This window comes from Desulforhabdus amnigena, from assembly GCF_027925305.1.
Lineage (GTDB): Bacteria > Desulfobacterota > Syntrophobacteria > Syntrophobacterales > Syntrophobacteraceae > Desulforhabdus > Desulforhabdus amnigena.
The window spans coordinates 4,245,403-4,270,925 of record NZ_BSDR01000001.1 but is presented as its reverse complement, the minus strand read 5'-3'; the positions used below and the strand labels follow the sequence as shown (position 1 = coordinate 4,270,925).

General features: G+C 52.4%; 27 protein-coding genes. 7 read left to right on the top strand and 20 right to left on the bottom strand.

Annotated elements, in window-relative coordinates:
- Positions 1-14: 14 nt before the first annotated feature.
- The 3 genes from QMG16_RS18350 to ftsH are packed head-to-tail and all read right to left on the bottom strand — an operon-like array spanning position 15 to position 4,568.
- Positions 15-674 carry a cupin domain-containing protein gene (locus QMG16_RS18350; protein WP_281796567.1) on the bottom strand — a complete coding sequence of 220 codons (660 nt, stop codon included), beginning with the start codon at positions 672-674 and terminating at the stop codon, positions 15-17.
- Between the two features lie 13 nt (positions 675-687).
- The gene (locus QMG16_RS18345) at positions 688-2,601 is read right to left on the bottom strand and encodes a molybdopterin-dependent oxidoreductase (RefSeq protein ID WP_281796565.1); all 1,914 of its coding nucleotides are present in this window, start codon (positions 2,599-2,601) and stop codon (positions 688-690) included.
- 5 nt (positions 2,602-2,606) lie between these two features.
- A complete protein-coding gene (gene ftsH, locus QMG16_RS18340) occupies positions 2,607-4,568 on the bottom strand; it encodes an ATP-dependent zinc metalloprotease FtsH (RefSeq protein WP_281796563.1) in 1,962 nt (653 codons plus the stop codon).
- 442 nt (positions 4,569-5,010) lie between these two features.
- On the opposite strand from ftsH, the gene QMG16_RS18335 reads away from it, so the two are divergent.
- The gene (locus QMG16_RS18335; protein ID WP_281796561.1) at positions 5,011-5,787 is read left to right on the top strand and encodes an MlaA family lipoprotein; all 777 of its coding nucleotides are present in this window, start codon (positions 5,011-5,013) and stop codon (positions 5,785-5,787) included.
- A gap of 223 nt (positions 5,788-6,010) precedes the next feature.
- Here QMG16_RS18335 and cobA read toward each other — a convergent pair whose 3' ends face one another.
- From cobA to QMG16_RS18305, 6 genes are all read right to left on the bottom strand, one after another.
- The gene (cobA, locus tag QMG16_RS18330; RefSeq protein ID WP_281796560.1) at positions 6,011-7,540 is read right to left on the bottom strand and encodes a uroporphyrinogen-III C-methyltransferase; all 1,530 of its coding nucleotides are present in this window, start codon (positions 7,538-7,540) and stop codon (positions 6,011-6,013) included.
- A 38-nt stretch (positions 7,541-7,578) separates the two neighbouring features.
- On the bottom strand, positions 7,579-8,517 hold the full coding sequence (gene hemC, locus QMG16_RS18325; RefSeq protein ID WP_281796559.1) for a hydroxymethylbilane synthase: 939 nt from the start codon (positions 8,515-8,517) through the stop codon (positions 7,579-7,581).
- Between the two features lie 60 nt (positions 8,518-8,577).
- Entirely contained in the window at positions 8,578-8,814 is a 237-nt protein-coding gene (locus QMG16_RS18320) for an FmdB family zinc ribbon protein (protein ID WP_281796558.1), read from the bottom strand.
- A gap of 220 nt (positions 8,815-9,034) precedes the next feature.
- Complete coding sequence (locus QMG16_RS18315; RefSeq protein WP_281796556.1) at positions 9,035-10,003, bottom strand: GSU2086 family protein; 969 nt, start codon at positions 10,001-10,003, stop codon at positions 9,035-9,037.
- Entirely contained in the window at positions 10,000-10,599 is a 600-nt protein-coding gene (locus tag QMG16_RS18310) for a D-sedoheptulose-7-phosphate isomerase (RefSeq protein WP_373878755.1), read from the bottom strand. Before QMG16_RS18310 ends, QMG16_RS18315 begins: the two co-directional genes overlap by 4 nt.
- Before the next feature lie 16 nt (positions 10,600-10,615).
- Complete coding sequence (locus QMG16_RS18305) at positions 10,616-11,599, bottom strand: aminotransferase class IV (protein ID WP_281796554.1); 984 nt, start codon at positions 11,597-11,599, stop codon at positions 10,616-10,618.
- 166 nt (positions 11,600-11,765) lie between these two features.
- On the opposite strand from QMG16_RS18305, the gene QMG16_RS18300 reads away from it, so the two are divergent.
- The 6 genes from QMG16_RS18300 (at position 11,766) to QMG16_RS18275 (ending at position 16,633) form a co-directional block, all read left to right on the top strand.
- The gene (locus tag QMG16_RS18300) at positions 11,766-12,449 is read left to right on the top strand and encodes an HAD family hydrolase (RefSeq protein WP_281796552.1); all 684 of its coding nucleotides are present in this window, start codon (positions 11,766-11,768) and stop codon (positions 12,447-12,449) included.
- A gap of 215 nt (positions 12,450-12,664) precedes the next feature.
- Positions 12,665-13,519, top strand: coding sequence for a PAC2 family protein (locus QMG16_RS18295; RefSeq protein WP_281796550.1), 855 nt, complete (start codon positions 12,665-12,667; stop codon positions 13,517-13,519).
- Positions 13,520-13,576: 57 nt separating this feature from the next.
- Complete coding sequence (locus QMG16_RS18290) at positions 13,577-14,308, top strand: ZIP family metal transporter (protein ID WP_281796549.1); 732 nt, start codon at positions 13,577-13,579, stop codon at positions 14,306-14,308.
- A 145-nt stretch (positions 14,309-14,453) separates the two neighbouring features.
- Positions 14,454-14,642 (top strand): ferredoxin, encoded by a 189-nt coding sequence (locus QMG16_RS18285; RefSeq protein ID WP_281796546.1) that lies wholly within the window; start codon positions 14,454-14,456, stop codon positions 14,640-14,642.
- 354 nt (positions 14,643-14,996) lie between these two features.
- Positions 14,997-15,959 carry an MBL fold metallo-hydrolase gene (locus QMG16_RS18280; protein ID WP_281796545.1) on the top strand — a complete coding sequence of 321 codons (963 nt, stop codon included), beginning with the start codon at positions 14,997-14,999 and terminating at the stop codon, positions 15,957-15,959.
- A 176-nt stretch (positions 15,960-16,135) separates the two neighbouring features.
- Positions 16,136-16,633, top strand: coding sequence for a hypothetical protein (locus QMG16_RS18275; RefSeq protein WP_281796543.1), 498 nt, complete (start codon positions 16,136-16,138; stop codon positions 16,631-16,633).
- Positions 16,634-16,706: 73 nt separating this feature from the next.
- Here QMG16_RS18275 and QMG16_RS18270 read toward each other — a convergent pair whose 3' ends face one another.
- The 11 genes from QMG16_RS18270 to QMG16_RS18220 form a co-directional block, all read right to left on the bottom strand.
- Complete coding sequence (locus QMG16_RS18270; RefSeq protein WP_281796541.1) at positions 16,707-17,618, bottom strand: TIGR01777 family oxidoreductase; 912 nt, start codon at positions 17,616-17,618, stop codon at positions 16,707-16,709.
- A gap of 59 nt (positions 17,619-17,677) precedes the next feature.
- Positions 17,678-18,367, bottom strand: a complete 690-nt coding sequence (locus tag QMG16_RS18265) for a DVU0298 family protein (RefSeq protein WP_281796539.1) — start codon at positions 18,365-18,367, stop codon at positions 17,678-17,680.
- Between the two features lie 136 nt (positions 18,368-18,503).
- On the bottom strand, positions 18,504-18,704 hold the full coding sequence (locus tag QMG16_RS18260) for a ferredoxin (RefSeq protein ID WP_281796537.1): 201 nt from the start codon (positions 18,702-18,704) through the stop codon (positions 18,504-18,506).
- Positions 18,705-18,744: 40 nt separating this feature from the next.
- Positions 18,745-19,929 (bottom strand): FAD-dependent oxidoreductase, encoded by a 1,185-nt coding sequence (locus QMG16_RS18255; protein WP_281796534.1) that lies wholly within the window; start codon positions 19,927-19,929, stop codon positions 18,745-18,747.
- Between the two features lie 35 nt (positions 19,930-19,964).
- Positions 19,965-20,210, bottom strand: coding sequence for a glutaredoxin family protein (locus QMG16_RS18250; protein ID WP_281796531.1), 246 nt, complete (start codon positions 20,208-20,210; stop codon positions 19,965-19,967).
- 201 nt (positions 20,211-20,411) lie between these two features.
- Entirely contained in the window at positions 20,412-20,903 is a 492-nt protein-coding gene (locus QMG16_RS18245) for a ferritin-like domain-containing protein (RefSeq protein WP_281796529.1), read from the bottom strand.
- Between the two features lie 173 nt (positions 20,904-21,076).
- Entirely contained in the window at positions 21,077-21,235 is a 159-nt protein-coding gene (gene rd / locus QMG16_RS18240) for a rubredoxin (RefSeq protein WP_281796527.1), read from the bottom strand.
- A gap of 134 nt (positions 21,236-21,369) precedes the next feature.
- A complete protein-coding gene (locus tag QMG16_RS18235) occupies positions 21,370-23,850 on the bottom strand; it encodes a heavy metal translocating P-type ATPase (RefSeq protein WP_281796525.1) in 2,481 nt (826 codons plus the stop codon).
- Positions 23,843-24,043, bottom strand: a complete 201-nt coding sequence (locus tag QMG16_RS18230) for a heavy-metal-associated domain-containing protein (protein ID WP_281796523.1) — start codon at positions 24,041-24,043, stop codon at positions 23,843-23,845. Before QMG16_RS18230 ends, QMG16_RS18235 begins: the two co-directional genes overlap by 8 nt.
- A gap of 60 nt (positions 24,044-24,103) precedes the next feature.
- Entirely contained in the window at positions 24,104-24,340 is a 237-nt protein-coding gene (locus QMG16_RS18225) for a DUF4177 domain-containing protein (protein ID WP_281796520.1), read from the bottom strand.
- Positions 24,341-24,443: 103 nt separating this feature from the next.
- On the bottom strand, positions 24,444-25,157 hold the full coding sequence (locus QMG16_RS18220; protein WP_281796518.1) for a DUF2231 domain-containing protein: 714 nt from the start codon (positions 25,155-25,157) through the stop codon (positions 24,444-24,446).
- Positions 25,158-25,523 lie beyond the last annotated feature (366 nt).

Here is a 25,523-nt window from a genome sequence, read left to right as displayed (position 1 = left end):
ATCTCAGAAAATGGTTACATCTTTTCGAGCGTTTCCAAAGCCTTGGACAACAGATATTCTTTTTTGCGCCTCGGGGAAAGGATGCGAAAAACACGGTTGTTCTCGATATCGAACCCGTTGATGTAGCCGCGCGGCAGGGACTTTCCATACAGATTGAGGGTGATGAGGGTCTCTTCGGTGGGATTGCCCGTCTTATGGATACCCGCTTTCAAAGGAAAGGTATGAGCCGTTTCTCCCTGACGCAGTATCACACGCTCCACTTCTACCAGGCGGGCATACGCCTCACGAGATTCGTCGTCCTCGCGCTGGTAATTGATCACCTCGTACCCATCTGAAGCCGGTCCGATAACTCCCCAGGAATTGTGGTCGTGGGGCGTCGTAAATTCTCCCGGCCCCCAGAGGTACATCCTCAAGGAAAAAAGGCGGTCCTTATCGATATAGAGCACCAGTTCGTTGTCGAACGTCGTGGGGCGTTGAACGTCCAGAAAGCCCTCTCCTCTCAATGAATCTTTTATGATATCGATGAAAAGCCCCCGATTGCAAAGGAGTCCGGGCAGTTCTTTTTTTACATATTCGATGCAGGCTCGCGGGTCTTTCAGGTCTTTCAGAGCAACGGAGCTGCGTTCACAAAATTCGAGGATTTCCGATGGAATATTCCGCGATGATTGAGTCATTTCTTTTTTCCTCTCACCCGTTTTCAAGTCGAACATACTGTTGATAGTAAGGGGCGCCTTTTCCTATATCGGTAAGACCGGCAGCAATGAGCTGATTGGCGCCTCCGCCGAGCTTCATCCAGTCGCCCCTTCGATAAACCACCACTTCAGGGTGCAAGCCTTCCAAAATTTCAACCGCCACTTTGAGCCGCCCCAAAGGAGAGACGAGATAGATGTCCGCTTCCAGATCCAGATGTTTCAATGCCTGATGATCCGGCGCCACCCAGACTTTGGGAGGCATTTCTTGCTTGTCCGGCAGAATCTGCGAATGAATGGCATCCCCGCGAATGAGAGTCAAAAAGCGGTAGGGATATCCCGCCGGTGGAGACGCCTCGGCGTGGAGCACCGTTGGAAAACGGTATTTTCCGTCGGGATGATCGAAGCGCATTCCGGCATAGGCAATGAGGGGTCGTTTCGCCCGTACGTATCCCCTTTTTCGGAGTTCCTCAAGAGAGATATCTATGTAAGGGGAACAGAGTGAATTCCTGAAACACTCATCGGGATCTGGAAGGATAACAGGGGGATCCAGACGCCTGCCCAGCTCCGACAAGATCCAGTAATCGCTTTTGGCTTCCCCGGGAGCTTTGAAGACCGGTTTCACATAGTGCACATAGTCATGGAGGTAGGATGCTTCGATGTCCTCCTGTTCCATCATGAGGGCGCAGGGAAGTACGAGATCCGCCCGCTCCGCCGTATCCGTCATGAATGCATCCACCACCACTTTGAATTCGATGGATTCGAAGGCACGCATCATTTCATGGGAATCGGGAGCCTGGTTGACCACATTGGAACCATCCACCCAAAGCATTCGAACGGGAGGATCCGTCGCCGCCAAGATGTCGCGGCCGATAGTCGGCATCAGCAAAGACCGGCGCAGCTTCCTTTCAGGCTCTTTTGTCCAGTCCAGATTCATGTTTCTCAAAGAGTGGAGATGAAAATAAGTCCCCCCCCCGGAACGACCGATATTCCCTGAAAGCATGGCAAGGGCATTGATGAACCGGACGTTCTCCCCTCCGTAAGCATATCTTTGCAGGCCCGCACCAATGAGCGTTGCGGTCGGTTCCGGCGAGGCATAAAAAGAATAGATGCGCTCGACACCCTCCCGGTCTATGTCGCACCATTTCATCAACCGGTCCGGAGGCTGAGCCCAAATGAGATCTTTAAAAGCATCCCCGTTGTGTGCGTGGTCCAGGATATGAGAGGAAACCCCGTTGCGTTCCCACAGAAGGCGAATGACGGCTGCGGCGAGAAACCGGTCCGTGCCGGGCCGGATCCGGACCATCTGATCGGAAAAGGAGCCGTTTCCATCTCCACCGGGAGAAATGGTCAAGACTTTACAACCTTCGCGGCGGGCTTTACGCACGATGGCCGCCGTGTGGACGGAACTTCGCGCCAGGTCCTTGCCCCAGTTCACGATACGGCGGGCATGGAGCAAGTCATTGATGTCGTTGTTGTCCCGGGACCCAAAATCCGCAACGCAGGCAACATATCCGGCAGCATCACAAAGGGCTCCCTTCACCTGGGTGGAACCGAGGAGGGCAAAGAACAATTTGCTCGCCTGTTTGAGCACCCCCTTTGCCCCCTCACCGTGGAAATGGAGTATGGATGCCGGTTCCCGGCGATACCTGGCGATCTTTTCGGCACATAGATCCAGGGCATCGTCCCAACCGATGGCTTTCCATCCCCCATCGACCCGCAAGAGGGGGGTCTTGAGACGATCCGGGCTCTGCAATCGCCTCAGAAAATCCCTGGCTTTCCTGCAGGTGAAACCTGAAGTGAAGGGATGATCGGGATTGCCCTTGATTTGAACCTTCCCCTCCGCATCCTCCAAAATGAGGAGAGAACAGGAATCCGGGCAATCCAGGGTACAGGCTGTAATTTCTCTCATTTTTACTAAGCCATTCCCTCGGTCTTTGAAGTTTCTTCAAGAGCGGCAGCAGAACTCTTTCCCTTGAATTTGGCGGCAAATGCCTTGAGCTCATCGCCTTCGATGGATTCCTTTTCCAGAAGAATCTGTGCCAATTCTTTCAGGGAATCGCTGTGCTTTTTCAATAAACTCTGAACCTTCCGATGCGCTTCCTCGACGAGCCCGGAGACCTCTTCATCGATCTCCTGGGCCGTGCGCTCACTGAATTCCCTTTCTTTGGGTCCCATGCCGAGGTCCAGGTGAGCCGAACGGGGTTCACGAGTGTAGGTAAGAGGCCCCAGGCGCTCGCTCATGCCATATTCCATCACCATGCTGCGGGCAATGTCCGTAGCCCGCTGCAGGTCATTTTGAGCGCCGGTCGAAACGTCTCCAAAGATGACCTCCTCGGATACGCGTCCCCCCAGGAGCACCTGCAGACGTTGGAGCAGTTCGTTTCGTGTCATGAGATAACGGTCTTCGGTGGGAAGCTGCTGCGTATACCCGAGGGCCGCAATGCCGCGGGGAATGATGGATATTTTATTGACCGGATCCACATTGGGCAGAGACATGGCCACGAGGGCATGGCCGGATTCGTGATAGGCCACGATCTCTTTTTCCCTGGGATTCATAGCACGGTTCTTCTTTTCCAGTCCGCCGATGATACGGTCGGCAGCATCCTGAAAATCGACCATGGTCACTTCATTGCGATCCCGTCTTGCCGCAAACAGTGCCGCTTCGTTGACCAGATTGGCCAGATCCGCTCCGACAAATCCCGGAGTCATGGCCGCTATCCTCTTGAGGTCCACGTCCGGAGCCAGTTTGACATTCTTGATGTGTATCTTGAGAATGGCTTCCCTTCCCCGGATATCGGGCTTGTCGATGGCTACATGACGGTCGAAACGTCCAGGGCGCAACAGAGCCGGATCCAGTATTTCGGGACGGTTCGTTGCCGCCATGATGATGACTCCCGCCTGAGCGTCGAATCCGTCCATTTCCACAAGCAGCTGATTCAAAGTCTGCTCACGCTCGTCATGACCGCCGATAGGATTGAGTCCACGCGCTTTTCCGAGGGCATCCAGTTCATCTATAAAAATGATACAGGGGGCCTGATCCTTCGCCTGCCCGAAAAGATCTCTCACGCGAGCTGCTCCCACCCCCACAAACATTTCCACAAATTCGGAACCACTCATGCTGAAAAAGGGCACTCCGGCCTCTCCCGCAACCGCTTTGGCCAGGAGAGTCTTTCCCGTGCCGGGAGCTCCCAGGAGAAGCACCCCTTTGGGAATACGCCCTCCGAGGCGTTGGAATTTTTCAGGGCTTTTCAAAAACTGAACGATTTCCTGAAGCTCCTGCTTGGCCTCATCGATACCGGCAACATCGTCGAAAGTCACTCCCACCTCTTTTTGTGCAAAGATTTTGACTCGCGCCTTGCCGACGGAAAGGACCCCCTGCGCCCCCCCGCTCATTCTCTTGATGAGGTAACTCCAAAAGAAAATGAATATGGCCAGAGGCAAAAGCCAGGATACGATCACTCCTACCCACTTGTTTTCAGCAAAGCCCGTATACTCGATCCCCTTTTGATCCAAAAGCTCAACAAGCTCCGGATCTTCCACCCTGACGGTGACGAAATGCTTCGGCTGATCCTTTTGGTTTTTATCCTCTTTGATGTCCCCCCGAATTCTGTCCGGACCAATCACCAGGTTTTCGACTTTCCCGTCCCGCACCCATTGCTTGAATTGAGAATAGTTGATCTTTTCCCTCGGAGGCTCCGCCAGGTAACCCTGCACCCAGGAAATCAACAGCAAAGCGAGGATAAAATACCAGATGGAAAAATGCACTTTTCGTTGAGAAGAATCAGGTTGCTGAGGCCCTCCCTCCCCGGAGCCGCCTCTGAGGCGATCCATAAACTTATCCATGGGGTTCATATTGTCGTCACTTTTTTTCGCCATCGACCGATCCTCCTGGGAAAAAATACAAAACAAGTCAGATTGTCTTCCCGTATTCATCACCCTTATAAAATCCTGATTTTCGTTTTCAAGGATGACCGGGTATCATAAAACATCAAAAATATGTTCTCAGGTGCTTTATAAATCCAATTTCCAGAGTGCAGGCCAACTTTTAAAACGGGCAAAGCTGTTTAGAAATATATAACAACTCCGAAAATATGCAAAGCCATCGGATGCCCTGCGAAGGAAAGAAATTTCCAACCTTTCGTTGAGACCGATCCGAGTCATAGAGGTTCATCTGAAAAAAGACGTTGCAAACAAGCCGTTTGACTTTTTCTTGCCAAGTTGAGTGAGGATGGTAGAATACTTTTCCGTGTTCTTTCCAGCGTTGAGATACGTTTTCCTAATTTTTCGAATATATTGTTCAATCAGAGAGGAGGGGGGTATGAATGCGACTCGAAATCTTGTGGCAGCTTCTGTAGTTTTCCTGCTTCTAACGATTTTCATGACATTTGGAAACGTCCAAAGGAGCTGGAGCCAGGACACTCCATATCAAAACCTTTCCAAAATGGGAACCGCCACAGAAGAAGAGGAACCCTTTGAAGAGGAACACATCACTACTTCCGACCCTCTGGAGCCCATAAACCGGGCATTTTTCACATTCAACGATAAGTTCTATTTCTGGTTCTTAAAACCGGTAGGGACGGTTTATGGAAAAGTCGTTCCCGAGGGCCTTCGAATCGGCATCAAGAATGCCTATAGGAATGTTCAGTTCCCGGTGAGAGTGGTAAACAATACACTTCAGGGCAAATTCAAGGGAGCGGGAATAGAATTGAGCCGTTTCGTCATCAACTCCGCACTCGGTTTCGGCGGCATGATCGACATAGCCGACCGGCACTTCGATCTGCAACCTTACGAAGAGGATTCGGGACAGACATTGGGATTCTATGGAATGAAGCCGATGCTATACATCAACTGGCCTTTCCTTGGGCCCTCCACGGTACGGGACACCATTGGAGAGGTCAGCGATGGGTTTCTCAACCCGTTATTTTATCTGTCGCCGAATTTCTATGTAAGTGGAGGTGTCAAGGGGGGAACGATTATGAACAATGCTTCGCTCAGAATCGGAGAATACGAAGATTTCAAGGCCTCCGCGCTGGATCCGTATGTCTCCATGCGGGATGCCTATCTCAATTACAGGGCGAGAGAAATCAAACGGTAACAGGATGCCTCCCCTCCATCGCTCCAGGGGAGGCCGGTTTTCTCCTCTCAGAGGCTGTCTACTCCCAGGAAGTGCATCGCTCTTGAAACCCCCTTTTACCACGGAGGCGCAGAGATTACAGAGAAATTCCATAGGAATTCCAAAATCTTCTCCGTGTCTCCGTGGTGAATAGCGGGGTATTGGAATCCGCCAACTTCTTCAGATGAACGGTTATTCTTTCAAGTTAGGGCTTGCCCTTACTTTCAAAATATGAACGGATGGACTGCACCAACCCTTCGATGGTGTATTCGGATGGCATGATATCGGTTGCAAGTCCATGCTCTTCGGCAGTCTGTGCTGTAATCGGACCGATGCAGGCAACAGCGGTCTTTCGCAAGAGGGGAAGGATCTCTTCCCTTTGGAAAAGGCTGAAAAAATTGGCGACTGTCGAGGAGGAAGTGAAAGTGACACAGTGAATCTCGCTACGGCGTAAACGATCGAGTATCTCTTCACTGCGGTGTTCCGGCAAAACCGTCTGGTAGGCCGGGACGACATCCACCTGGGCGCCTTTTTCACAAAGCGTACGGGGTAGAATGTCTCGAGCCACCAGGGCTCTTGGCATCAGAAAGCGCTTTCCCGCCAAATCTTCCCCTGCAAGCCCTTCCAGAACGGACTCCGCTCGGTATTCCGTGGGCACGAGATCGGGACGCAGCCCGAATTTTTCCAAAGCTTCTGAAGTCTTGGGGCCGATGGTCGCCAACCGGACCCCTTTGAGTTCCCGCACATCGTGCCCAGCGGCCCAAAGGCGTTCCATGAAAAATTTGACTCCGTTCACACTGGTAAAAATCGCCCAATCGTAAGTAGAAAGCCTGGAGATTGCATTATCGAGGGGCTCCCAGGAGAAGGGCGGCTGAATCTCTATCGTGGGAAATTCGATGCAATGAGCTCCCAGTTTACTCAGGATGGACTTGAAGTCGCTGGCCTGTTCACGCGCCCGTGTCACCACAATGCGGCGGCCAAAGAGCGGACGATTCTCAAACCAGTTCAATTCGTTGCGCAATTGAACGACTCCGCCGACGACGGTAATGGCGGGAGGCTTCAATCCTGCCTGCCGAACGGCCTCCACGATGGTTTCCAGGGTTCCCGTCACTGTCTTCTGATCAGGAGTGGTTCCCCATCGAATCACTGCAACGGGAGTATCGGGAGCCCGGCCATTCTCTATGAGATTCCTGCAGATTTGGGGAAGGTTTTTGACGCCCATGAAAAAGACCAGAGTACCGACTCCCATGGCTAGTTTCTCCCACTCAATCTTGGAGTCTTCTGCGTCTTCGCGTTCGTGCCCGGTCACAAAGGCCATGCTTGCCGTGTGGTCGCGATGCGACAAGGGAATGCCTGCATAGGCCGGCACAGCGATGGCTGCGGTGATTCCCGGCACCACCTCGAAGGGAATGCCCGCCGTCACCAGCACCTGTGCTTCCTCTCCACCGCGTCCAAATACAAAGGGGTCTCCTCCCTTGAGGCGCACCACTATGTTGTCACGCCCTTTCTTCACCAGGAGATCGTTTATTTCCCACTGGCTCAGGGTGTGGTCGCCTCCCTTTTTGCCCACGTAAATTCTTTCAGCTTCAGGGGGAGCATACTTGAGGAATTCCACATTGGCCAGGTAATCATAAATCACGACCTCGGCCTGCTCCAGAAGTTCCTTTGCCCTCAAGGTCAGAAGCCCCGGATCTCCAGGGCCCGCTCCCACAAGATATACTTTTCCTTTTCCCACCAGCCATTCCTCTCATGACAGAACAGAAGTGCCCCGGTTTATTTTTCTGAATTTCGATAGACATCTTCCAAAATGCGACGGGCCCCCTGGCCCAAGAGCTCCTGGGCCACATTTCGTCCCAGAGCCTCGGCTCCACTGCGCGGCGCCGTTCGGGTGACCCGGAACATTTCCCGTCCATCCAGTGAAGCCACGAGCCCCGTCAAAGTCACTTCACTTCCGTTTACAACGGCGTGCCCCCCGATGGGAACCTGGCATCCACCTTCCAGTTCGTTCAGGAGACTCCTTTCCGCCTGGACTGCAACCGCAGTATCCGGGTCGTGCATGGGAGCGAGCACCTTCAGAACTTCTGCATCGCTGCTGCGGAGTTCAATGCCGATGGCGCCCTGGCCGATCGCGGGCACAAAGATCTCCTCTTGAAGATAGGCGGATATGCGGTCTTTCCATCCCATGCGGTGAAGTCCGGCGGCAGCGAGCAAAATGGCTTCATATTGCCCTTCGTGCAACTTCCGCAAACGGGTATCGAGATTTCCCCGCAGGTTCTGAATGTCCAAGTCGGGGCGAAGGCTTTTCAATTGAGCCGACCGCCTGAGACTGCTTGTCCCAACCCGTGCATTCAAGGGCACAGCATCCAATCCCAGACCGTTGCGGGTCACAAGAACATCCCGCGGGTCTTCCCGCTTGGGGATGGCTCCGATTTCAAGGCCCTCCGGCAACACGGCCGGAACATCCTTGATGCTGTGCACCGCCAGATCCACCTGCCCGGCCAAAAGGGCATCCTCGATCTCTTTGACGAAAAGCCCCTTGCCTCCCACTTTGGCCAAGGGCACATCGAGAATCTTATCGCCCATGGTCTTGATGACCTGGAGTTCCACTTGAAGGCCGGGCCAGAGTCCCTCCAGAATCCCCTTCACCATTGTGCTCTGCTTCAAGGCAAGCAAACTGCCCCGGGTTCCAATTCGAAGGATTTTATTCGTCAAATTTTCCTCATCTTATTTTCTCTAAAGAACGGATTGACTCTCCACCTTTCTGCCGTTTCCTCAATGGCAGGAACTGCAATTGCCACTGGTACAGCCGGCACAGGATGAAGCAGAGGTTGATCCCACACGGCTGCTCGCGGCACCCTTGTCCCCGCCGCTCTTGAACCCGCAGACGGAAAGGACCCTATGGATATCCCGGGAATCGCACTTGGGACAAGTTACGGTCTCATCGCTTCTGAAAACCAGAATCTCGAATTTTTCCTTACAGCCATTGCACTCGTATTCGTAGATGGGCATTTCATTCCTCCAACTCGAAAATCTCACAGGAATCCGACCGGATTCCATCTCCTTACCCCAAATCGGGTTGTGCTCCAAATTTCAAAAGATCTCCACGTTTCAGATTCGGAACCGCTTTTTATGATAACCCTTCGCAATTCAGACTCCAACGCCAGAACTATCATTCAGTTCCGCATCCATGGTGACAGATCCTGCATGAATTTTTGTGCGTTTTGTCATCTCATTTCTCCCGGGAGAGACATTCCTTGACCGTGGCCATGAAAAGCGGGAACATGATTTCATGATGTCCTATGAGGCTGATCCCCTTTCCCGTTCCGGCCGTGGGCCGTTGAATCACGTTGACCTGAGGTCTGTACTGACGCTGAAAATCCATATTGATGGTGGTGATTCCATCAAGACCAAAACCCAGATTGTGCGCCACACTCACCGCCTTCAAAAAGACTTCGGGCAATATGACGGCAGATCCCAGATTGATGAAGACCCCCTGATGCAGTGTGGTCACGAGGCGGCAGAAGAGCTTGAAATCGTAGTGGCTGAGCCATCCCATGGCCGCACCGTCCATAGCGGGATGCATGTGTATGATATCGGTTCCCACCGCCACATGAACGGTCACGGGGATGTTGAGTCGAAACGCCGTGGCAAGAAGGCTCAGATGAGCAAAGGGAACGTTCTCCGCGACGAGCCGCCTGCCGACGGCTCTCCCCAGCCCCATATTGCCATCCTTGAAAGCGGCAGCAACGGCCCCGTGAATGAATTCAGCCGTTTCCCTTGCAGTACCGAACTGCCCGCAGCCCAGATGCGCCGCCACATCTTCCGAGGTCTTTCCCGCCAGGGCCACTTCCACATCATGAATGATGCCCGCTCCATTCAGAGCCAGACCCCTGATGATTCCCTCCTCCATAGCATCCACCAGGACAGGGTTCAATCCCACCTTGATGGGGTGAGCTCCCATTCCCAAAATGACGGTTTTATCATTGCGGACCGCTTCCGCTACGGCTTGGGCGGCATCCCGGAATTGATCGGCCGCAAGGATGGCAGGCAGCTTTTCAATGAAACACCCCAGGGTCTCTCCAACGGCCCAGGGTTTGGCAAAGTCCTCGATGCGCACCTTGCTGGGGCGGTCCTTCAGGCTCGTTGTCTGCAACCCTTCAAAACTGAGCGGTTCCCAGTTGCATTCCGTCTTGCTCATTCGTTCTGCTCCAGGTTTCCGAAAAGCATTTCATCCACAAGGGCACATAAAATATGCCCCACCGTGATGTGGCACTCCTGAACACGCGCCGTCACCCGTGAAGGGGCGCGCAGGAGAATATCGCAATACGCATCCATTTCCCCGCCTGCCGCTCCCACCCAGCCCACGGTGCGAAGACCGTGTTCACAAGACCATCGCAGCGCCTTGACGACATTGGGAGATTTTCCGCTGGTGCTGATTCCGAGGGCCACGTCGCCCGCTTGAGCCAGTGCCCTCAATTGCTTGATGAAAATATCCTCGAAATGGAAGTCGTTGCCGATGCTGGTGAGCACGGACGAGTCCACCGTTAAAGCGATGGCCGGCAAAGGGGGACGATCCATTTGAAAGCGATTCACAAACTCGGCCGCCAGATGCTGAGCATCCGCCGCACTCCCTCCATTCCCGAAAAGAAACAACCGGTGATTTCCCCGAAAGGCCTGGACGATCATCTCGGCCATATCCAGAATGGTGCCGGTCTCTTCACGACGGAGAGCCTCCTTCACTTCGATGCTCTCGCGAAAACCCTGTTCGGCCATCATGCGGTAGCGTTCACGCAGTATGAGTTCCATCTTTCTATTCTTCCACCGGAGTCAACATTTCATCACAATGCAGCATATCCTCTTGAATGAGCGCCAGGAGCCTGCGGAAAACGGGACCGGGCCGGCCATCGCCGATCACATGCCCGTCATATCGGACCACGGGGAGGACATCGAATGTTGTCCCGAACATCATAATTTCCGCAGCATCGTAGGCCTGCTGAGGGGTTATATCCGTTTCCGCAATGCGGGTCAAATCACCGGAAGCCACCAGAGGGTTTGCCAATTCGAGGAGACGGGAAACAGTGGTGCCCCTCAGTATACGGTCGAATCTGGGCACGAGGAATTCCCGGTTTTTCGTCACGATTCCGACATTTTCCGTGGAACCCTCCCCCAGTGCTCCATGGGCATCCACGGAAACCGTAAAGTCTACACCCGCATCTTCGGCTTCTTTTTTCATGAGGACATTGGGGAGGTAGTTGCAACTTTTTATGTTGGCAAAATAACCCGACTTGGTTGGAATGCGGCTCGTCATGAGCGTGACACCGTTTTCGTATTTTTCCGGCCTGGGCATTTGCAGGGTAGTGACCACTACATAGAGCTGGCTTGCCGGACATTCATAGGGACTCGTGGAAAATCCTCCGGGACCACGGGAAACGAAAAGCCTCACGAGGCAATCGGAAACATTGGCTGCGCGAATGGCCGCAAGAATCGTTTTCTCAAGGGTCTCACGGCTTACAGGCAGAGAGAGTTGGGGACCCTGAAGAGAGCGTTCCATCCTGTCGAGGTGTCTTGCCAGAGCATACACCTTCCGGTTCACACACTTGAAGGCCTCGAAAATGCCATCCCCCCGATGCACCAGATGGTCGTCAATGGGTACCATCATGAGGGCAGGGTCTGTGACGATGCCCCCGTACCAGCTGGAATACATGGCCAGGTAATTCGCCTGATAAGGTTCTTTCAATTTGAGAAGCCGGTCTACCACTTCGTCAAAGCTCAAACTGCAAATTGAATCCGACATCTTGACTCCAATGCTATTTTTTTCGGCAAAAGCAATGAATGCCTTGTCCCTTTTGCTTTTACATAATATTATTCTTTGTTTATTTCTGCGAAGCAAAGCGCACTCAAACATAATCAACCGGCTCCCCTTCTGCAAGGGAAAAGGACTGACTTTCAAGACAAAAACTATGGACAAAAAACAACCAAACAAATTAGGATGCATTGTATTCGATTTTGATGGAACCCTTGCAGAACTTCGCCTGGACTTCGGAGAAATGAAGAGCCGGCTGGGGCGCCTCGGGCGGGCTTACCTGGATCTCGAACCGGCCGTTCCCGCCGTCCCCGCTCTGGAATGGCTGGAAATACTCGTCGCTCGTGTGCAAAAGGTCGATGCCGCAGCAGCACTCGAATTTCAAGACAGGGCTCAGAGACTCATCGTGGACATGGAAATGGAAGCTGCCCGCAACGGGGCATTGTTTCCTTTCACACGGAATCTCCTCGAGGGGCTCAAAGAGAAAAAAATTAAAGTCGCGATCATTACCAGAAACTGTGAAAAAGCTGTACGCCTGGTTTTTCCTGATTTAGGCAGCTACTGCATGGGTCTTCTGGCCCGGGAACATGTTCCACGAGTCAAGCCCGATCCCGATCACCTCTTTCGCGCGCTGCAGCATGTGGCGGCTCCTCCTCAAACGGCTCTCATGGTGGGTGATCATCCTCTGGATATTGAGACGGGAAAGCGTGCAGGAATCCTCACCGCCGGTGTATGGAGCGGCAGGGCGTCTCAGCAGGACCTCATACAAAGCGGAGCTCACTGGACCGCACAAAACTGCCGGGAATTGATTCTGGCCCTGGAATGTGAGAGACTGCTCTAATTCGAGTTGGATTCTACTCCTTCCACGCGTCGTCCCACTTGTCGTCAAAATCAAGCTCCTCGGGCATGCTTCCGACAAACTCTTGCAGCGCCTTCCTCAAGCCCTTTTCAGGTTATCGTCGGCATATTTCGGACAGCAGGTCGGATCGACCGGGCGCCCTCAGTCGTGTTTCATGGCAAAAAAACAAATCAGAATAGAAAGGTCTGTGGAATTTTATGGAAATTCATACCATTGTCGACCCAATCCGCATCCGGCGCGCTGTCCTGGGCTTTTCAGGGTGGCCTGACGCAGGAAAGACGATTCAGCAGACTTTTTCCGAGCTAAACAAGGTTCTACCCTGCAGGGCCGCTGCGGAATGGGATCTGGACGGCTTCTGGCACACGGAATCTTCACGCCCTCTCATTTCAGTTCGCCATGGGCAGATCAAAAGCATGGACTGGCCGACCTACCGTTTTTCCCTCTGCAACTCACCGGACGCCGAACCCATACTCGTGGGAATGGGACCTGAACCGACCATCCATTGGCGGCCTTTCGCACGAAAATTCATACGAACGCTCAAGGGATGGGGGTGTGAGGAGATCATTCTTCTCGGCAGTGTCTATGACGAAGTTTTTCACGATGAGATCCTTCTGACCGGCATCGTCAACGATTCACAAGGCTACAATCAGGTACAGGCCCTGGGATGCAGGCAGATCGAATATACGGGACCTGGAGCCATCCATGCGGTTCTCATGGAATACGCATCAAAATCACAAATGCGGGCTCTCAGCATCTGGTCTCATTTTCCCTCGTATTTGAATGCTCCTCACGAACTCCTCATCGCCCGCCTTCTGCACGCCATTGGAACCATCCTGGACGTAGAATTCAAAACGGACCACTTGTCTCAGATTTGGGAAAGACGACAGAAGGAAATCGAAGAACTCATTGAAAACGAACTGGAATTGCGTCAGGCCATGGAGACGCAGAAGGAACCTGGGTTCTTTCAGCCTCCTGTCCAGCCTTCCGCAAAAGTCATCGAGATCGATGAATTCTTAAGAAGGCGCAGGGAAAGAAGAGCTGACAAGGAATAGGATCGGATAGAAGCCTTTCGCGAAACTCAGAGGGCCCAACAGTCATTTGAGGACGACATGGAAAACACGTTTTTGACGGCATTTGCAGCCAGCTCTCTTGCTGCGTTGGTCACCTCCGCAGGAATCTATGTTATCCGCCATTTTGAGCGATGGGGACGCGAAAACAGCATCTATTTTGTCTGTTTCGCCGCCGGTGTTTTGATTTCAGTCTCGTTCCTGCATATTATCCCAAAAGCCTTTTCCATGAATGCCAATGCTCCGGTTTACCTGTTCGCCGGCTATATCAGCCTCCATCTGTTCAATCGCTTTATCAATGCCTTTGTGTGTGAAAAGAGTTCCGATGAGCAGTACGCGATAGGACTCGTCCCCATGGTCGGTATCGGCCTTCATTCATTTATAGACGGATTCATCTATTCCATCACCTTCACAGTCAGCATATTTACCGGGTTCCTGGCGGCTACGGGGATGGTTCTTCATGAATTTCCAGAGGGGATTATCACCTACCTGCTGCTCGTTCGAGCCGGTTTCAAAGAGAGGGTGTCGCTGCTCCTTGCGTTTCTGGCCGCCGCCCTGACCACACCCCTGGGCATGCTGGTTTCGTACCCATATATCAGTCAAATCAGTAAGCCGTTCCTCGGTGCGCTTCTGGCCTTTTCCGCCGGTGCACTGGTCTATGTGGGTGCTACACACCTTCTACCGCAAGCTGAAAGGGAGCATAAGAAATACAGCCTGCTCGCCCTGGGCGCCGGGGTTTTGGTTGCGTTCATCATTATTCTTTCAAAGACATAGACCAAAGATGGTATTTTTGAAGAGAGTTTTCTGGCGGCGTCCTCCCGATGAGGAACTTTGGAGGGATGCAGAGGCGGCCGTTTTTGCAAGGGAGGTTGTAGAAGGTGGATCAAACATTTTTAGAAAACTTTGAGGAGGTTATGACATGGCATACCAACCGGAAGTAGATGCTGAGAAATGCGTGGGTTGCGGTGAATGTGTAGATGTTTGTCCCGTGGACGTCTACGAACTCCAAGACGGGAAATCAGTACCGGTCAATGCGGAAGAATGTCTCGGCTGTGAAAGCTGCGTCGAGGTGTGCGAACAGGGAGCCATCACAATCACTGAAATATAAAGAAATCGGTACGGCTGTCTTGACATTGCCAGATTTCATCTGAACTGCGGAGACAGAGGACACGGAGAAAGACCATCAAAGGACCATGTCGATTCTCCCGTACAGGGAAAATGATTGCACTGAGAGAATCGCCATAGACCGGGAAAGAAAAATGATTTGCTTTCTCCGAGGCCAAAGCAATCGCCCCGGACCTCGCACTGTTTATGCGAGCCGGGGCGCATGCTGCCGTGCAGAGCCTTTCCCTTTGCGTCACTTTACCTTTCAACAATGCTTCCCACCTGCAGGGGTTCACTTGGGGTTGGGCAAGGATTTCATGGAAGCCGGGTTGGGAACGGCATTGGAGGCACCGCTTCAATGAGGCTTGAAATCCTCACCGCCGAATCCCTGGGAACAAGGGGGCTTTGCTGCCGGGTTGAAACATACGGACGGGTGATCGTGATCGATCCTGGGGTAGCTTTGGGGGCCTGGCGCTATCGCCTGCCCCCCCACCCGGTGCAGATTGCAGTGGGCAGAGCTGCCCGCAAACGCATCGTTGAAGCTCTGGAGAGGGCTACCGACGTGGTGTTCAGCCACTACCACGGAGACCATGTGCCCCTGACCGAGGCCAACCCGTATCAACTCTCCTTTTTGCAACTGCCGCCCCGCTTTACGGCGTTGCGCGCCTGGAGCAAATCCCCTGAGGGCCAGACCCAAAAGAGCCAAACCCGCGCCTGCGACCTGATGAACCTCCTGGGGGGCCAATGGCGGATCGCGGAGGGCCTGGAGGAGGGTCCCTTAATCTTCTCTCGGGCTGTGCCGCATGGAGTCGGTGGTCCGGCCTTGGGGGAAGTAATGATGACGCGGGTTGAACTGGGTGGGTGCGTCTTCGTGCACGGCTCCGATATTCAATTCCTGGACAAGGCCACAGTAGACGTCATCCTCGGATGGACACCGGACATCGTTCTGGCCGCAGGCCCTCCACTCTATCAGCGCCGGCTCAATGCAATTCAACGCGCCTATGCCTGGAGTAACGCCCTACGCCTGGCAAAAAAGGTGGGGACCCTCATCCTGGACCATCACCTCCTGCGCTCAGTGCAGGGTATGCACTGGCTGCAGACCCTTTCCCAGGCAGCGGGAAAGAGGATCTACTGCGCCGCCGACTTCATGGGTCGTCCCAGGCGGCTCCTGGAGGCTGAAAGGCAAGAACTCTACGCGACCATGCCGGTGCGGACAGGCTGGCATGAAGACTACACTCGTGGTCTGGCGCGGATGGAAGATTTTCCACCCGTAGAGCCGGGAACAGGGCCGACGCCCGACAGGAGATGCCCTGATCGATGAGTTACGCCCTGGACCGCCCTGGACGATGAAAGAGATAAAGAGTGATAAAGGATTCGGCTGTTCTTATGGCGGGCCAAACTTTCTGACCCGGTCGGTCCTTACGTGGAAGGTCGGCAACCACCGACTCCCTCGGCAGTATCAGAATCCCATACGGAAATGCTTCATATGAGGTGAAAATGATGACTCCAGAACAAGAATCGCTCTACCAGTACACGCTCTCCCATTTTAGCGAAATCGCCCGGAAGAATCGTTTTCCGGATAACGGTGCCATTGATCACGACTCTTCCCATTGCCTGATTTGCCACCCCGAATTGGTCCCGGAGCATCCCTTCGCGGTTTATCTCGAGGTCATCACTCAATCCATAAAAGCGAGGCGTCCTCGCCTGGACCAGGAATTGGTGGAAGTCATCAATCAGGACCTCGAACTTTTTGGGTCCTCCGTCCGAGTCACCAAAGAAACCCTTCTTTCTGGAAGCCCGCAATCTCTGCAATGTTGGACAAACTGGGCCCGGGATGCGGTTGCCACCGGCCTCAGTCTCCTCTCCATCCACAGCCCCACCAGCCGGGACTTCGATCTGGATGATGAGAAAATATCTAAAGAATTTGGTAAATTGATCCAGGATAAAATAGAGGAAATCATGAAACATCAAAGAAACAATGTCTCACCGGCATGAAATATTTTAACCCTTGACTTGCAGGCGAACTTTGGTTCGGCCGTGCCGGCAGCCTGTCGGAGAAACCGACAGGCTACCGGCCCAAAAGATCCTTCAACGTATCCTTCAGCAGCGGATACTTGAACTCGAATCCTGCATCCATCAGCTTTTGAGGAATCGCTCTCTGGCCTTTCAAAATAACATTAGCGAAATCCCCCATTATCATTTTCAGCATAAAGCCCGGAATAGATGGCAAAAATGCCGGTTTACCGAGAGCGTCAGCAAGAGCTTTGACCAGTTCCCTGTTCCTGACGGGATGGGGGGACATGCAATTCACTACGCCGTATATGTTTTTGTTTTCAATTAGAAATTCCATGATACGGCTGAGATCTTCCTCGTGAATCCAGGGAAACCACTGTTTTCCGCTTCCAAGAGGACTGCCAAAGTAAAGGTTGAAAGGGGGGATCATTTTACTGAGTGCTCCTCCCTTCTTGCCCAGGACGATTCCGAACCTGCATATCACCACTCGAACCCCGAAGCTTTCGGCTCGCTGCGCTTCCCTTTCCCACTGGATCGCCACCTCGGAGAGAAAGTCCCTGCCGGGAGGGCTGCTCTCAATCAGCACCTCGTCGTCGAGTCTCCCCCCGTAATACCCCACGGCCGATCCGCTCAGGAGCACCTTATCCTTCCCGTTTCCGGAAAGTGCATCCACCACGTTTCGTGTGCTCAAAACGCGGCTCTCCAAAATGGACTGGCGTGTTTTTTTCGTCCAGGGGCTGAAGATCGATGTTCCCGCAAGATTGATGACCACGTCATGCGCTGCAAGAATTTCTTGCCAGGGACCCGGCACCTTGGGATCGCCTCTGGTGAACGAAATATGCGAGACACCTTCATGAGCCTTTCGGCGAGAGCGCGAAAGCACTGTAATTTCGTGTCCCTCTTGAGCGAGCTTTCTCGTAAGGTAACCGCCGACAAACCCTGTTCCGCCGGTCATGAAGATTTTCATTGTAAACTCCTTTTCCGGAATCAAAAACGGCACATTCAGAGTTCAATACATGGAACGCATCAGCCTATTCTATCGAGGGCCTGCGCAGCCAGGTCGCATAAGCGGCACCGTTCGACCTTTCCATCAACAAAAATAGTGATTTCGGTCAGATCGTTCAACAGGGGTTCGATATGATCCCGGGTTTCGGGGTTTTTCAGAAATCCAAGAGCCCATACGGCAAAACCCCGTTGAACCGGATCCAGTGATTTGAGATATGGGAGAAGATGAGGGACGGCATTCCTCAGCAAATGGGGTCTCACCTGAGCCAAACGCCCGATCCCCCAGAGCACCCCGCGCTCCAGCATATCGTTTTCCAAGGGATTGCCGTCTTCGGCAATATAGGATATCAGAATGCGGTAGTATTCCTCTGCCAGCCTTTCATGGGCCGCCATGATTTCTCCCATGGCCTCGGCGGAACCCCAACCGGAACAACCGCTCTCGTCGTTGAGATTCCAGATGAAGCGCCGCATGATATTGCGGGCGGATTCCATATCCTGATCCGCCATGCGGGCCATGACCCTTCCCATGGCGGTCACGGCTCTTCCCTTGATCAGTTCGTCGGGGCTGTAGATAAAAGAAAATAAGGGATTGATCACCTGGCGCTCGGGGAATTGCGACAACTCCGACAATCGGTCGTCAAAATCATCCGATTGAAGCAATGAACCGACTCGACGCCTGAGACCTGCACCTTTCACTTTCTCTTCGCTCAAAGGTTTTCTCCCAAAGATTGAATACGAAAAATTGCCTTCACAGGGTGTTGCCACGGAGACATTCAAGCCTGAACCTGAATATTCAGCGATTCTTTCCAAATCGCAGGGTCATCCTTCAGATCGGGGCCCTCTTGTATCATTGGGACTCTTGCCAAGAGATACAATCTGTCGGGCAGCAGTTGATCGCTTCCTGTATACAATCCTCCGGATAGGAGTCGAGATCCTCCACCTCGATGTACCCCGATTCCGAAATCTTGAAAACTTCAGGGCACAATTCCAAACAGGCTTCACACCCCACACAACGGCCCAAATCCAAAATGGGTACTCTATGAGCCATATATTAAACACCTTCCTGGTTTTGAGAGCGAATCAACACACTATTTCTGATTCAAAAGATAATCATAAGCGGAAAGAGCCGCCTTGGCCCCTTCTCCCACAGCGACCACTACCTGCTTATAGGGAACATCCGTCACGTCCCCGCAGGCGAAGACCCCGGCCACGCCCGTCCTGCAAACCTTGTCCACAAGAATTTCGCCCTTCTTGTTCGTTGCCAACGTATCGATAAAAATACCGGAATTGGGCAACAGACCGATCTCCACGAAAACGCCTTCCACATCGATCTGCCTGATTTCACCCGTCTGCAGAGATTTGTACTCGATTCCCCGCACCACGGTTTCACCCAGAATCCTTGTGGGCTGACACTCCGTAAAAACCTCCACCTTGGAAGATCGCCCTATCTTTTCCTGATAGAAACTGTCTCCGGTCAGGGGAGTCAGGGAAATGAGGTAAATTTTGTTCGCAATATTGAGAAGATCGAGAACCGCTTCCAAAGCGGAGTTCCCACCCCCCACTACCGCAACATCGGCGCCGTCATAGAGGGGAGCGTCACAGGTGGAACAATACGACACCCCTTTTGCAAGGAGTTCCCTCTCTCCCGGAATATTCAGAGGGCGATGACTTCCTCCCGTAGCGATGATAATCGTCTTGCCGAAATAGATCTTACCATCTTCGGTGGTGACACGCTTGATACGACCGGCGAGATCGACGCTTCCCACATTCTTTCCAATAAGGCTTTCCACTCCGAAGGTCTTTACATGACTTTCAAATTTGGCAACGAGCTCGGCAGCGTTGACCTGGCTGAACCCGAGGTAGTTGTCCACATCGTTGGTCCAGGTAACCTGCCCTCCCACATCCTTGCTGATGATGAGGGTCTTCATGAGCTTTCGAATCGTGTAAATGGCAGCGCTGAGTCCGGCAGGGCCGGCGCCGAGAATGATCACATCGTAGAGGGGTGTATCGGATTTTTTCCACGTCTGCCCCAATCTTTCATAGAGCTCCCCGGTCGACTCCAGATCCACCAGCTCGGAATATCCTCCAATGGGTTCACTCCCAATCAGAATTTGAGGCAGGGAACCGCTTCCGGTCTTCTCCCGCATCTGGCGCCACTCATCCGAACCCGGCGATACGACAGTTTCCTGAAATTCAATCTCCTTCTCGTGCAGGAAGCTCTTGGTATGCTCACAAAAAGGACAACCGTCCATGGTATAAATGACAAGTTTCACAGATGATACCCTCTTCTGCCCAAAAGTATCGATGCCTATTCCAGGCTTTTCAAGGCCTTTTCTATGTCTTCCCGCTCAAACCCGACAATCACCTTGTCAGCAATGGCGATTACCGGAACGCTGCGTGCGCCGCCGGAAATCCTCTTCATCTCTTGGAACGCTTCCTTGTCTGCTGCCACATCAAAGGATTCGAATTCAACGCCTTTTTCCTTCAGGAATTCTTTAGCCTGCTGGCAATAGTGACAGGTGGGAGTTGTGTAGATCCTTACTTTTTTCTCCATGGATTCTATCCTCTTTTTGAATGGTGTTCTGTATGGCGGGCCGGCCAGGGAGGAACTCAACAGGCTTTGGAGCTTCGCTCCCTCAAAACGATCGCTTTTTCCGAAAACTTGTCGTTGGATGGCTGGAGAGGGTGATCAAAAAATGGGGCGGGATGAAACCCGCCCCTTTACCGCCGGAAAAGCAAAAGAATTCTTTACCCGCTAGCCGAGTTTTCTCAACTGCATAGTTAGACGTCGCAAATGCTCCTGCTCCTCTTTCACCAACTCTCCGATAAAAGCTTTGCCCTTTGAACCTTCGGTAGCGTCTTGCACCGTGAGGAAGAAAATCACTGAGTCTTTTTCGAATTCAATGGCCAGTTTCAATGCGGACTTCACATCCTTGACTCCGGCCAACTGCTTGTCCACACTCTCACTCGAGACGAATACATGTTGGTCCGCCATCATTTTGAGATAGGCATTGAGTTCATTCTCGGCATCGAAAACAGTGGGACTGGAAGCTTCAGGGGGAAGCTGTTTTTTCAAAGACTGGAATCTTTCCTTGTGCCCGATTTCCTGCTCACCCAAATCTGCAAAAAGTGCTTTTACTTCGGGATCGTCTACCATCCCCTTGGCGGTGTCGTAAAACTTTTTACCGTTTTCTTCGATCTTTATGGCAACATCAAAAATTTCAGCAGCGTTAAAATTAAAAATCATTCCGTCATCTCCTCTTCAGATTCTGTGAGCCACATCATCAGCTGTCTCGTCCACAGGGATCAGTAGTTTTTGCAAAGGTACAGGTTGCAAAGCTTGAGAGATATTCATCGCTCGGTGTCATGCGCAAGGCATAATGACGTCAAATCCCGATTCGCGATGGATCAGCGGCAAGACTATTCTTTCTCAAAATCGCTCTTGCCCGCTCCACATATGGGACAGACCCAGTCTTCGGGCAAATCCTGAAACTTGGTCCCGGGAGCAACACCATTGTCAGGGTCACCCTTTTCAGGGTCATAAACATAACCACAGATTTGACATACGTAACGGTCCATCTCATCACCTCCTACATTATTGTCAGTTCAAACATACCAACAGACTAAACGTCACCACATGTGAAGCTTTATACCATATACCACTTCAAGCATGAAAAAGTATAAGACTTTTGAATTCAATAGATCGAGAAGATTCAAAGATTCTTTTGCCTGGCCCAGACTCTTCTCAACCGCAGGGCATTGCTCACCACGGACACGGAACTCATGGCCATGGCTGCAGCCGCAAACATGGGATTCAACAAGATACCCCAAACAGGATACAATATTCCAGCCGCGACGGGAATTCCCAAGGAGTTATAAAAAAAGGCCCAGAAGAGATTTTGCTTGATGATCCTCATGGTAAGGCTCGAAAGCCGGATCGAGGATGCCACCAGCCTCAGATCGTCCTTGATCAGCGTGATGTCGCTCGCTTCCATTGCCACATCCGTTCCCGCGCCGATGGCCACCCCCACATCGGCAGCCGCCAGAGCCGGCGCATCGTTGATACCATCCCCCACCATGGCAACGATTTTGCCCTCTTTTTGCAGCCGGCGGATTTCCCCCGCCTTGTCCCCGGGAAGCACTTCCGCCATGATGGCATTGATCCCCACTTCATGAGCGATGGCCTGAGCCGTCTCCTCCCGGTCTCCCGTGATCATGGCCACTTCGAGATGCATCTCTTTCAAACGGGCAACGGATTCCCTAGCCGTTTCCCTGGCAGCGTCCGCAAGAGCGATGATCCCCACCGGTTTGCCTTCCACGGCAAAATAAACACAGGTCTTTCCTGAAGCAAGGAATTCATCCGCTTTTTTGCCCAATTGCCCGACATCCATCCCTTCCTCTTCAAGAAACCTCCGGCTTCCGGCAACGACGCTTTTGCCTCCCACCGTTGCGCGCGCTCCCAGACCCGAAACGGCCTCAAAGCCGTCGACTTCCCCGGGGCGAACCATATCTGTATCCCGTCCTGCATCGACAATCGCCCTGGCCAGAGGGTGTTCGGAAACGGCTTCAAGTGAAATCGCATATTTCATAAACTGATCCCGTGGAATCTCCGGCAGCACGAATACATCCGTTACCTGCGGAGTTCCTTTGGTGAGAGTCCCCGTTTTATCGAAAACGACCGTCGTCAGCCGGTATGCCTTTTCAAGACTCTCCCCGCCTTTGATCAGAATGCCGCTTTCCGCTCCCAGTCCGGTTCCCACCATGACGGCCGTCGGTGTTGCCAATCCCATGGCGCACGGACAGGAAATGATCAGCACCGAAACGAAATTCAAAAGAGCCCGAGTGAAATCCGCGTCGGGCACCAGAAAATACCATATACAAAAAGTAATGAAAGCGATACAGATCACCACGGGAACAAAGATGGAAGCCACCTTGTCGGCAAAACGCTGGATGGGCGCCTTGGACCCCTGAGCCTCTTCCACCAGTCGAATGATTTGAGCCAGAGCCGTTTCCGCTCCCACCTTGGTGGCTTTGAAGGTAAAGCTTCCGCTCTGGTTGACGGTTCCGGCCAAAACCTCGCTTCCCAATTCCTTGGCAACGGGAAGACTTTCACCCGTGAGCATGGATTCATCCACCGACGAATTCCCCGACTCCACCACTCCATCGGTTGGGATCCTTCCCCCGGGCCGAACCACAATCACATCTCCCCGCACGACCTCTTCCACCGGGACTTCCAATTCCTCACCGTTGCGCAATACGAGGGCGGTCTTCGGAGTCAGTTTCATGAGTTTTTTGATGGCTTCGGATGTCCGACCGCGGGCCTTCATTTCCAGCAAGCGGCCCAGCAACACCAGAGTGACGATCATGGCCGCCCCATCGAAATAAACGTGAAGCCCCAGACCCACTGTGGAAAAATGTTGCGGCCAAAAGGTTGCCAGCGTCGAATAGACGTAAGCGGAAAGGCTCCCCATGGCCACGAGCGTATTCATATCCGTTGTCTTCTGAAGTGCGGCCTTCAGGGCACCAGTGAAAAATCTTTTCCCCACCCAAAAAACGACGGGAGTGGTAAGAACGAAAAGAACCGGAAGCATCGTTTCCCTGGGAATGCCGTGCAGAAACGGAAACCAGTGCGGCATGCTCCCCATCATGATCACTATGCTCAAGACGGCCCCCACACCGACTTTTATCTTGAGCTCCCTGATTTCCCTTTTGTGAGCCGCTTCAACGGGATCTTCGTGAGCTTCCTCGAGAAGCCCCAGGTATTCGTAGCCGGCCTCTTCAACCGTTTTAGCAAGATCTTTGACGCCGACTCCCTGAGGATCATAAGTCACCGTCGCCCTTGAAGAGGCAAGATTCACGGACGCATCCTTCACACCCTCCAGGGCCTTCAGAGCCATTTCCACCCGGCGCACACAAGCCGCACAGGTCATGCCTCCAACGAGAAGGGTCGTTTTCTTGAAAGTCCTGCCTGCAGACTCACGGCCGGTATCCATAATATCGTAGCCAATGGCCTTGATTTTTTGCTCGATGACTTCCCTGGTCACAATGTCAGGGTCATACTCCACCGTCGCCCTGGAGGTGGCCAAATTCACCTTGGCATCCTGAACCCCCTCCAGCTCCATGATTCCCTTTTCCACCCGGCGCACACACGCCGCACAGGTCATACCCTGAATATGCAAATCGGTTTTAACCAAGTTCGTATCCCGCCTTTTCAACCCGCTCCCGAATCAACTCCGCAGGCACGGGCTTGGTCTCTTCAAAAGTCGCTTCCCCGCTGGAGAGGTCCACTTTTACATCTTTTATTCCATCGATGCCGCTCAACGCTTTGACCACTGCGTTCACGCAGTGTTGGCAACTCATGCCCTTTACTTTTATGCTTCTCATCATGGGAACTCCTCATCCATTCGTGAGTATCCACTCAGTATTTCCAATCCACACGCTGTATTTCTACTCATTATCAATAAGCATTCTTTTCCAGAAGGCCATAATCCCTTCTTTTCCAAAAGCCACCTGAACCAGTTCCCATCCCTTTCTCCCCTGTTCGTTCAAAATAGTCTGCATCTTTTCCGTCTGGGCAGAGGGAACTTCTTCAAGACCGCAAGCTCCGTCCTGCGAGCAAAAGTAAACGAATTCTCTAAAATACTCCGCAGGATGCCTGGTAATTTCATACTCAAATTTTTTCATGTCCTGGTTGATCTCCCTTTACTGAGCATCTATAAGCTCAATGAACATCAAGGATATCGACGCTGGAAGCAAAGTCGTTTTTCACTTTTAGAAACGCATCCAATCATTCCTTCTCGACCGGAAATGTCAGCTGTGCGCCGTACCAGCCGATAATGCCCACAAGAGGGGTAAGGGAAAGAATGAGCAGAAAATAGATCACGCTTCCCATTCCGAAAGAGCTCAAAAGTTCAGGATTTGCCATCCGCCAGGTGAAAGCGATGAGGGCAATAACAAACAAGACCGGCGAGACCACGATTTTGATGATCACAGATCGAACCGGTTTTGCCATGTAATTCAGCCACCATGTGAAAAGGCCGGTGAGCATCACGAGGGGCATGAACAAGATCCCGGCCCCCAGGCAGTGCAGTGCAGTCACCTCAAAAGATTTTACATGCGAAATCAGATAGAGAAGATTAAATGCTGTCGTGGCCAGCATAAAAACGATAGGAAAATGAACCGTCATGGGATGTGGATGTCGCCGCAGTATGGGAAACCGGTGGAGGAGGCGGGAGACGACTTCGGGCAGGGTCACCTCGGCCTCCCTCTCGGCTTTGAGTATCCCCACCTGAGGGTACCTTTCCAGGACATCGATCCCATGGGGGGCCGCCCCGATATCCACGGAGAGATCCCTGCCGGCATGATGCCGCTTCATGTGGAGCCCCCCCTTCCACAGTTTGCTGAGGGTGACATCATAGACCCTGCCCTGGTGAGCGATGTAAACAGGTTTGCCGTCCTTCCCATCAAACTCCGATAAATCCTTCAATTCGAATTCCTTCATCAACACCTTCCTCATTGAGCTGAGTTGAATCCCGCAAACAAATTCCTTCTCCTTATTGGACAAAAGCCTCTTCTTTTTTTGAATGCAGCAAAAAATATAGGTTCCCTCAAAGACTTTGTCCACTTTCTTAATAATATTTCAATGCGTTACCCAACCCGCAAATTTCTGTTTGTATTTATGGTTGACTTCTTTTATGATCTGAACCCTATCGATTCAATTCGATCGAATTCTTGATTTCCAAGGCTACTGTTCAACTATTTGTCCTCGCGGCGCAAAAAATTCATTGAGATTTTCATCAGCTTCGGCTCTTTCGTTTTTTTGATAAGTTATACATTTTTGTTTTTACAAGTAGTTGCAAACAATCCA

Bases quoted from the DNA above. Each gene is read 5' to 3' on its own strand.
- QMG16_RS18350 (WP_281796567.1), bottom strand. From the start codon at position 674: ATGACTCAATCATCGCGGAATATTCCATCGGAAATCCTCGAATTTTGT.
- QMG16_RS18345 (WP_281796565.1), bottom strand. From the start codon at position 2,601: ATGAGAGAAATTACAGCCTGTACCCTGGATTGCCCGGATTCCTGTTCT.
- ftsH (WP_281796563.1), bottom strand. From the start codon at position 4,568: ATGGCGAAAAAAAGTGACGACAATATGAACCCCATGGATAAGTTTATG.
- QMG16_RS18335 (WP_281796561.1), top strand. From the start codon at position 5,011: ATGAATGCGACTCGAAATCTTGTGGCAGCTTCTGTAGTTTTCCTGCTT.
- QMG16_RS18320 (WP_281796558.1), bottom strand. From the start codon at position 8,814: ATGCCCATCTACGAATACGAGTGCAATGGCTGTAAGGAAAAATTCGAG.
- QMG16_RS18315 (WP_281796556.1), bottom strand. From the start codon at position 10,003: ATGAGCAAGACGGAATGCAACTGGGAACCGCTCAGTTTTGAAGGGTTG.
- QMG16_RS18305 (WP_281796554.1), bottom strand. From the start codon at position 11,599: ATGTCGGATTCAATTTGCAGTTTGAGCTTTGACGAAGTGGTAGACCGG.
- QMG16_RS18300 (WP_281796552.1), top strand. From the start codon at position 11,766: ATGGACAAAAAACAACCAAACAAATTAGGATGCATTGTATTCGATTTT.
- QMG16_RS18295 (WP_281796550.1), top strand. From the start codon at position 12,665: ATGGAAATTCATACCATTGTCGACCCAATCCGCATCCGGCGCGCTGTC.
- QMG16_RS18290 (WP_281796549.1), top strand. From the start codon at position 13,577: ATGGAAAACACGTTTTTGACGGCATTTGCAGCCAGCTCTCTTGCTGCG.
- QMG16_RS18285 (WP_281796546.1), top strand. From the start codon at position 14,454: ATGGCATACCAACCGGAAGTAGATGCTGAGAAATGCGTGGGTTGCGGT.
- QMG16_RS18280 (WP_281796545.1), top strand. From the start codon at position 14,997: ATGAGGCTTGAAATCCTCACCGCCGAATCCCTGGGAACAAGGGGGCTT.
- QMG16_RS18275 (WP_281796543.1), top strand. From the start codon at position 16,136: ATGATGACTCCAGAACAAGAATCGCTCTACCAGTACACGCTCTCCCAT.
- QMG16_RS18270 (WP_281796541.1), bottom strand. From the start codon at position 17,618: ATGAAAATCTTCATGACCGGCGGAACAGGGTTTGTCGGCGGTTACCTT.
- QMG16_RS18260 (WP_281796537.1), bottom strand. From the start codon at position 18,704: ATGGCTCATAGAGTACCCATTTTGGATTTGGGCCGTTGTGTGGGGTGT.
- QMG16_RS18250 (WP_281796531.1), bottom strand. From the start codon at position 20,210: ATGGAGAAAAAAGTAAGGATCTACACAACTCCCACCTGTCACTATTGC.
- QMG16_RS18245 (WP_281796529.1), bottom strand. From the start codon at position 20,903: ATGATTTTTAATTTTAACGCTGCTGAAATTTTTGATGTTGCCATAAAG.
- rd (WP_281796527.1), bottom strand. From the start codon at position 21,235: ATGGACCGTTACGTATGTCAAATCTGTGGTTATGTTTATGACCCTGAA.
- QMG16_RS18230 (WP_281796523.1), bottom strand. From the start codon at position 24,043: ATGATGAGAAGCATAAAAGTAAAGGGCATGAGTTGCCAACACTGCGTG.
- QMG16_RS18225 (WP_281796520.1), bottom strand. From the start codon at position 24,340: ATGAAAAAATTTGAGTATGAAATTACCAGGCATCCTGCGGAGTATTTT.
- QMG16_RS18220 (WP_281796518.1), bottom strand. From the start codon at position 25,157: ATGAAGGAATTCGAATTGAAGGATTTATCGGAGTTTGATGGGAAGGAC.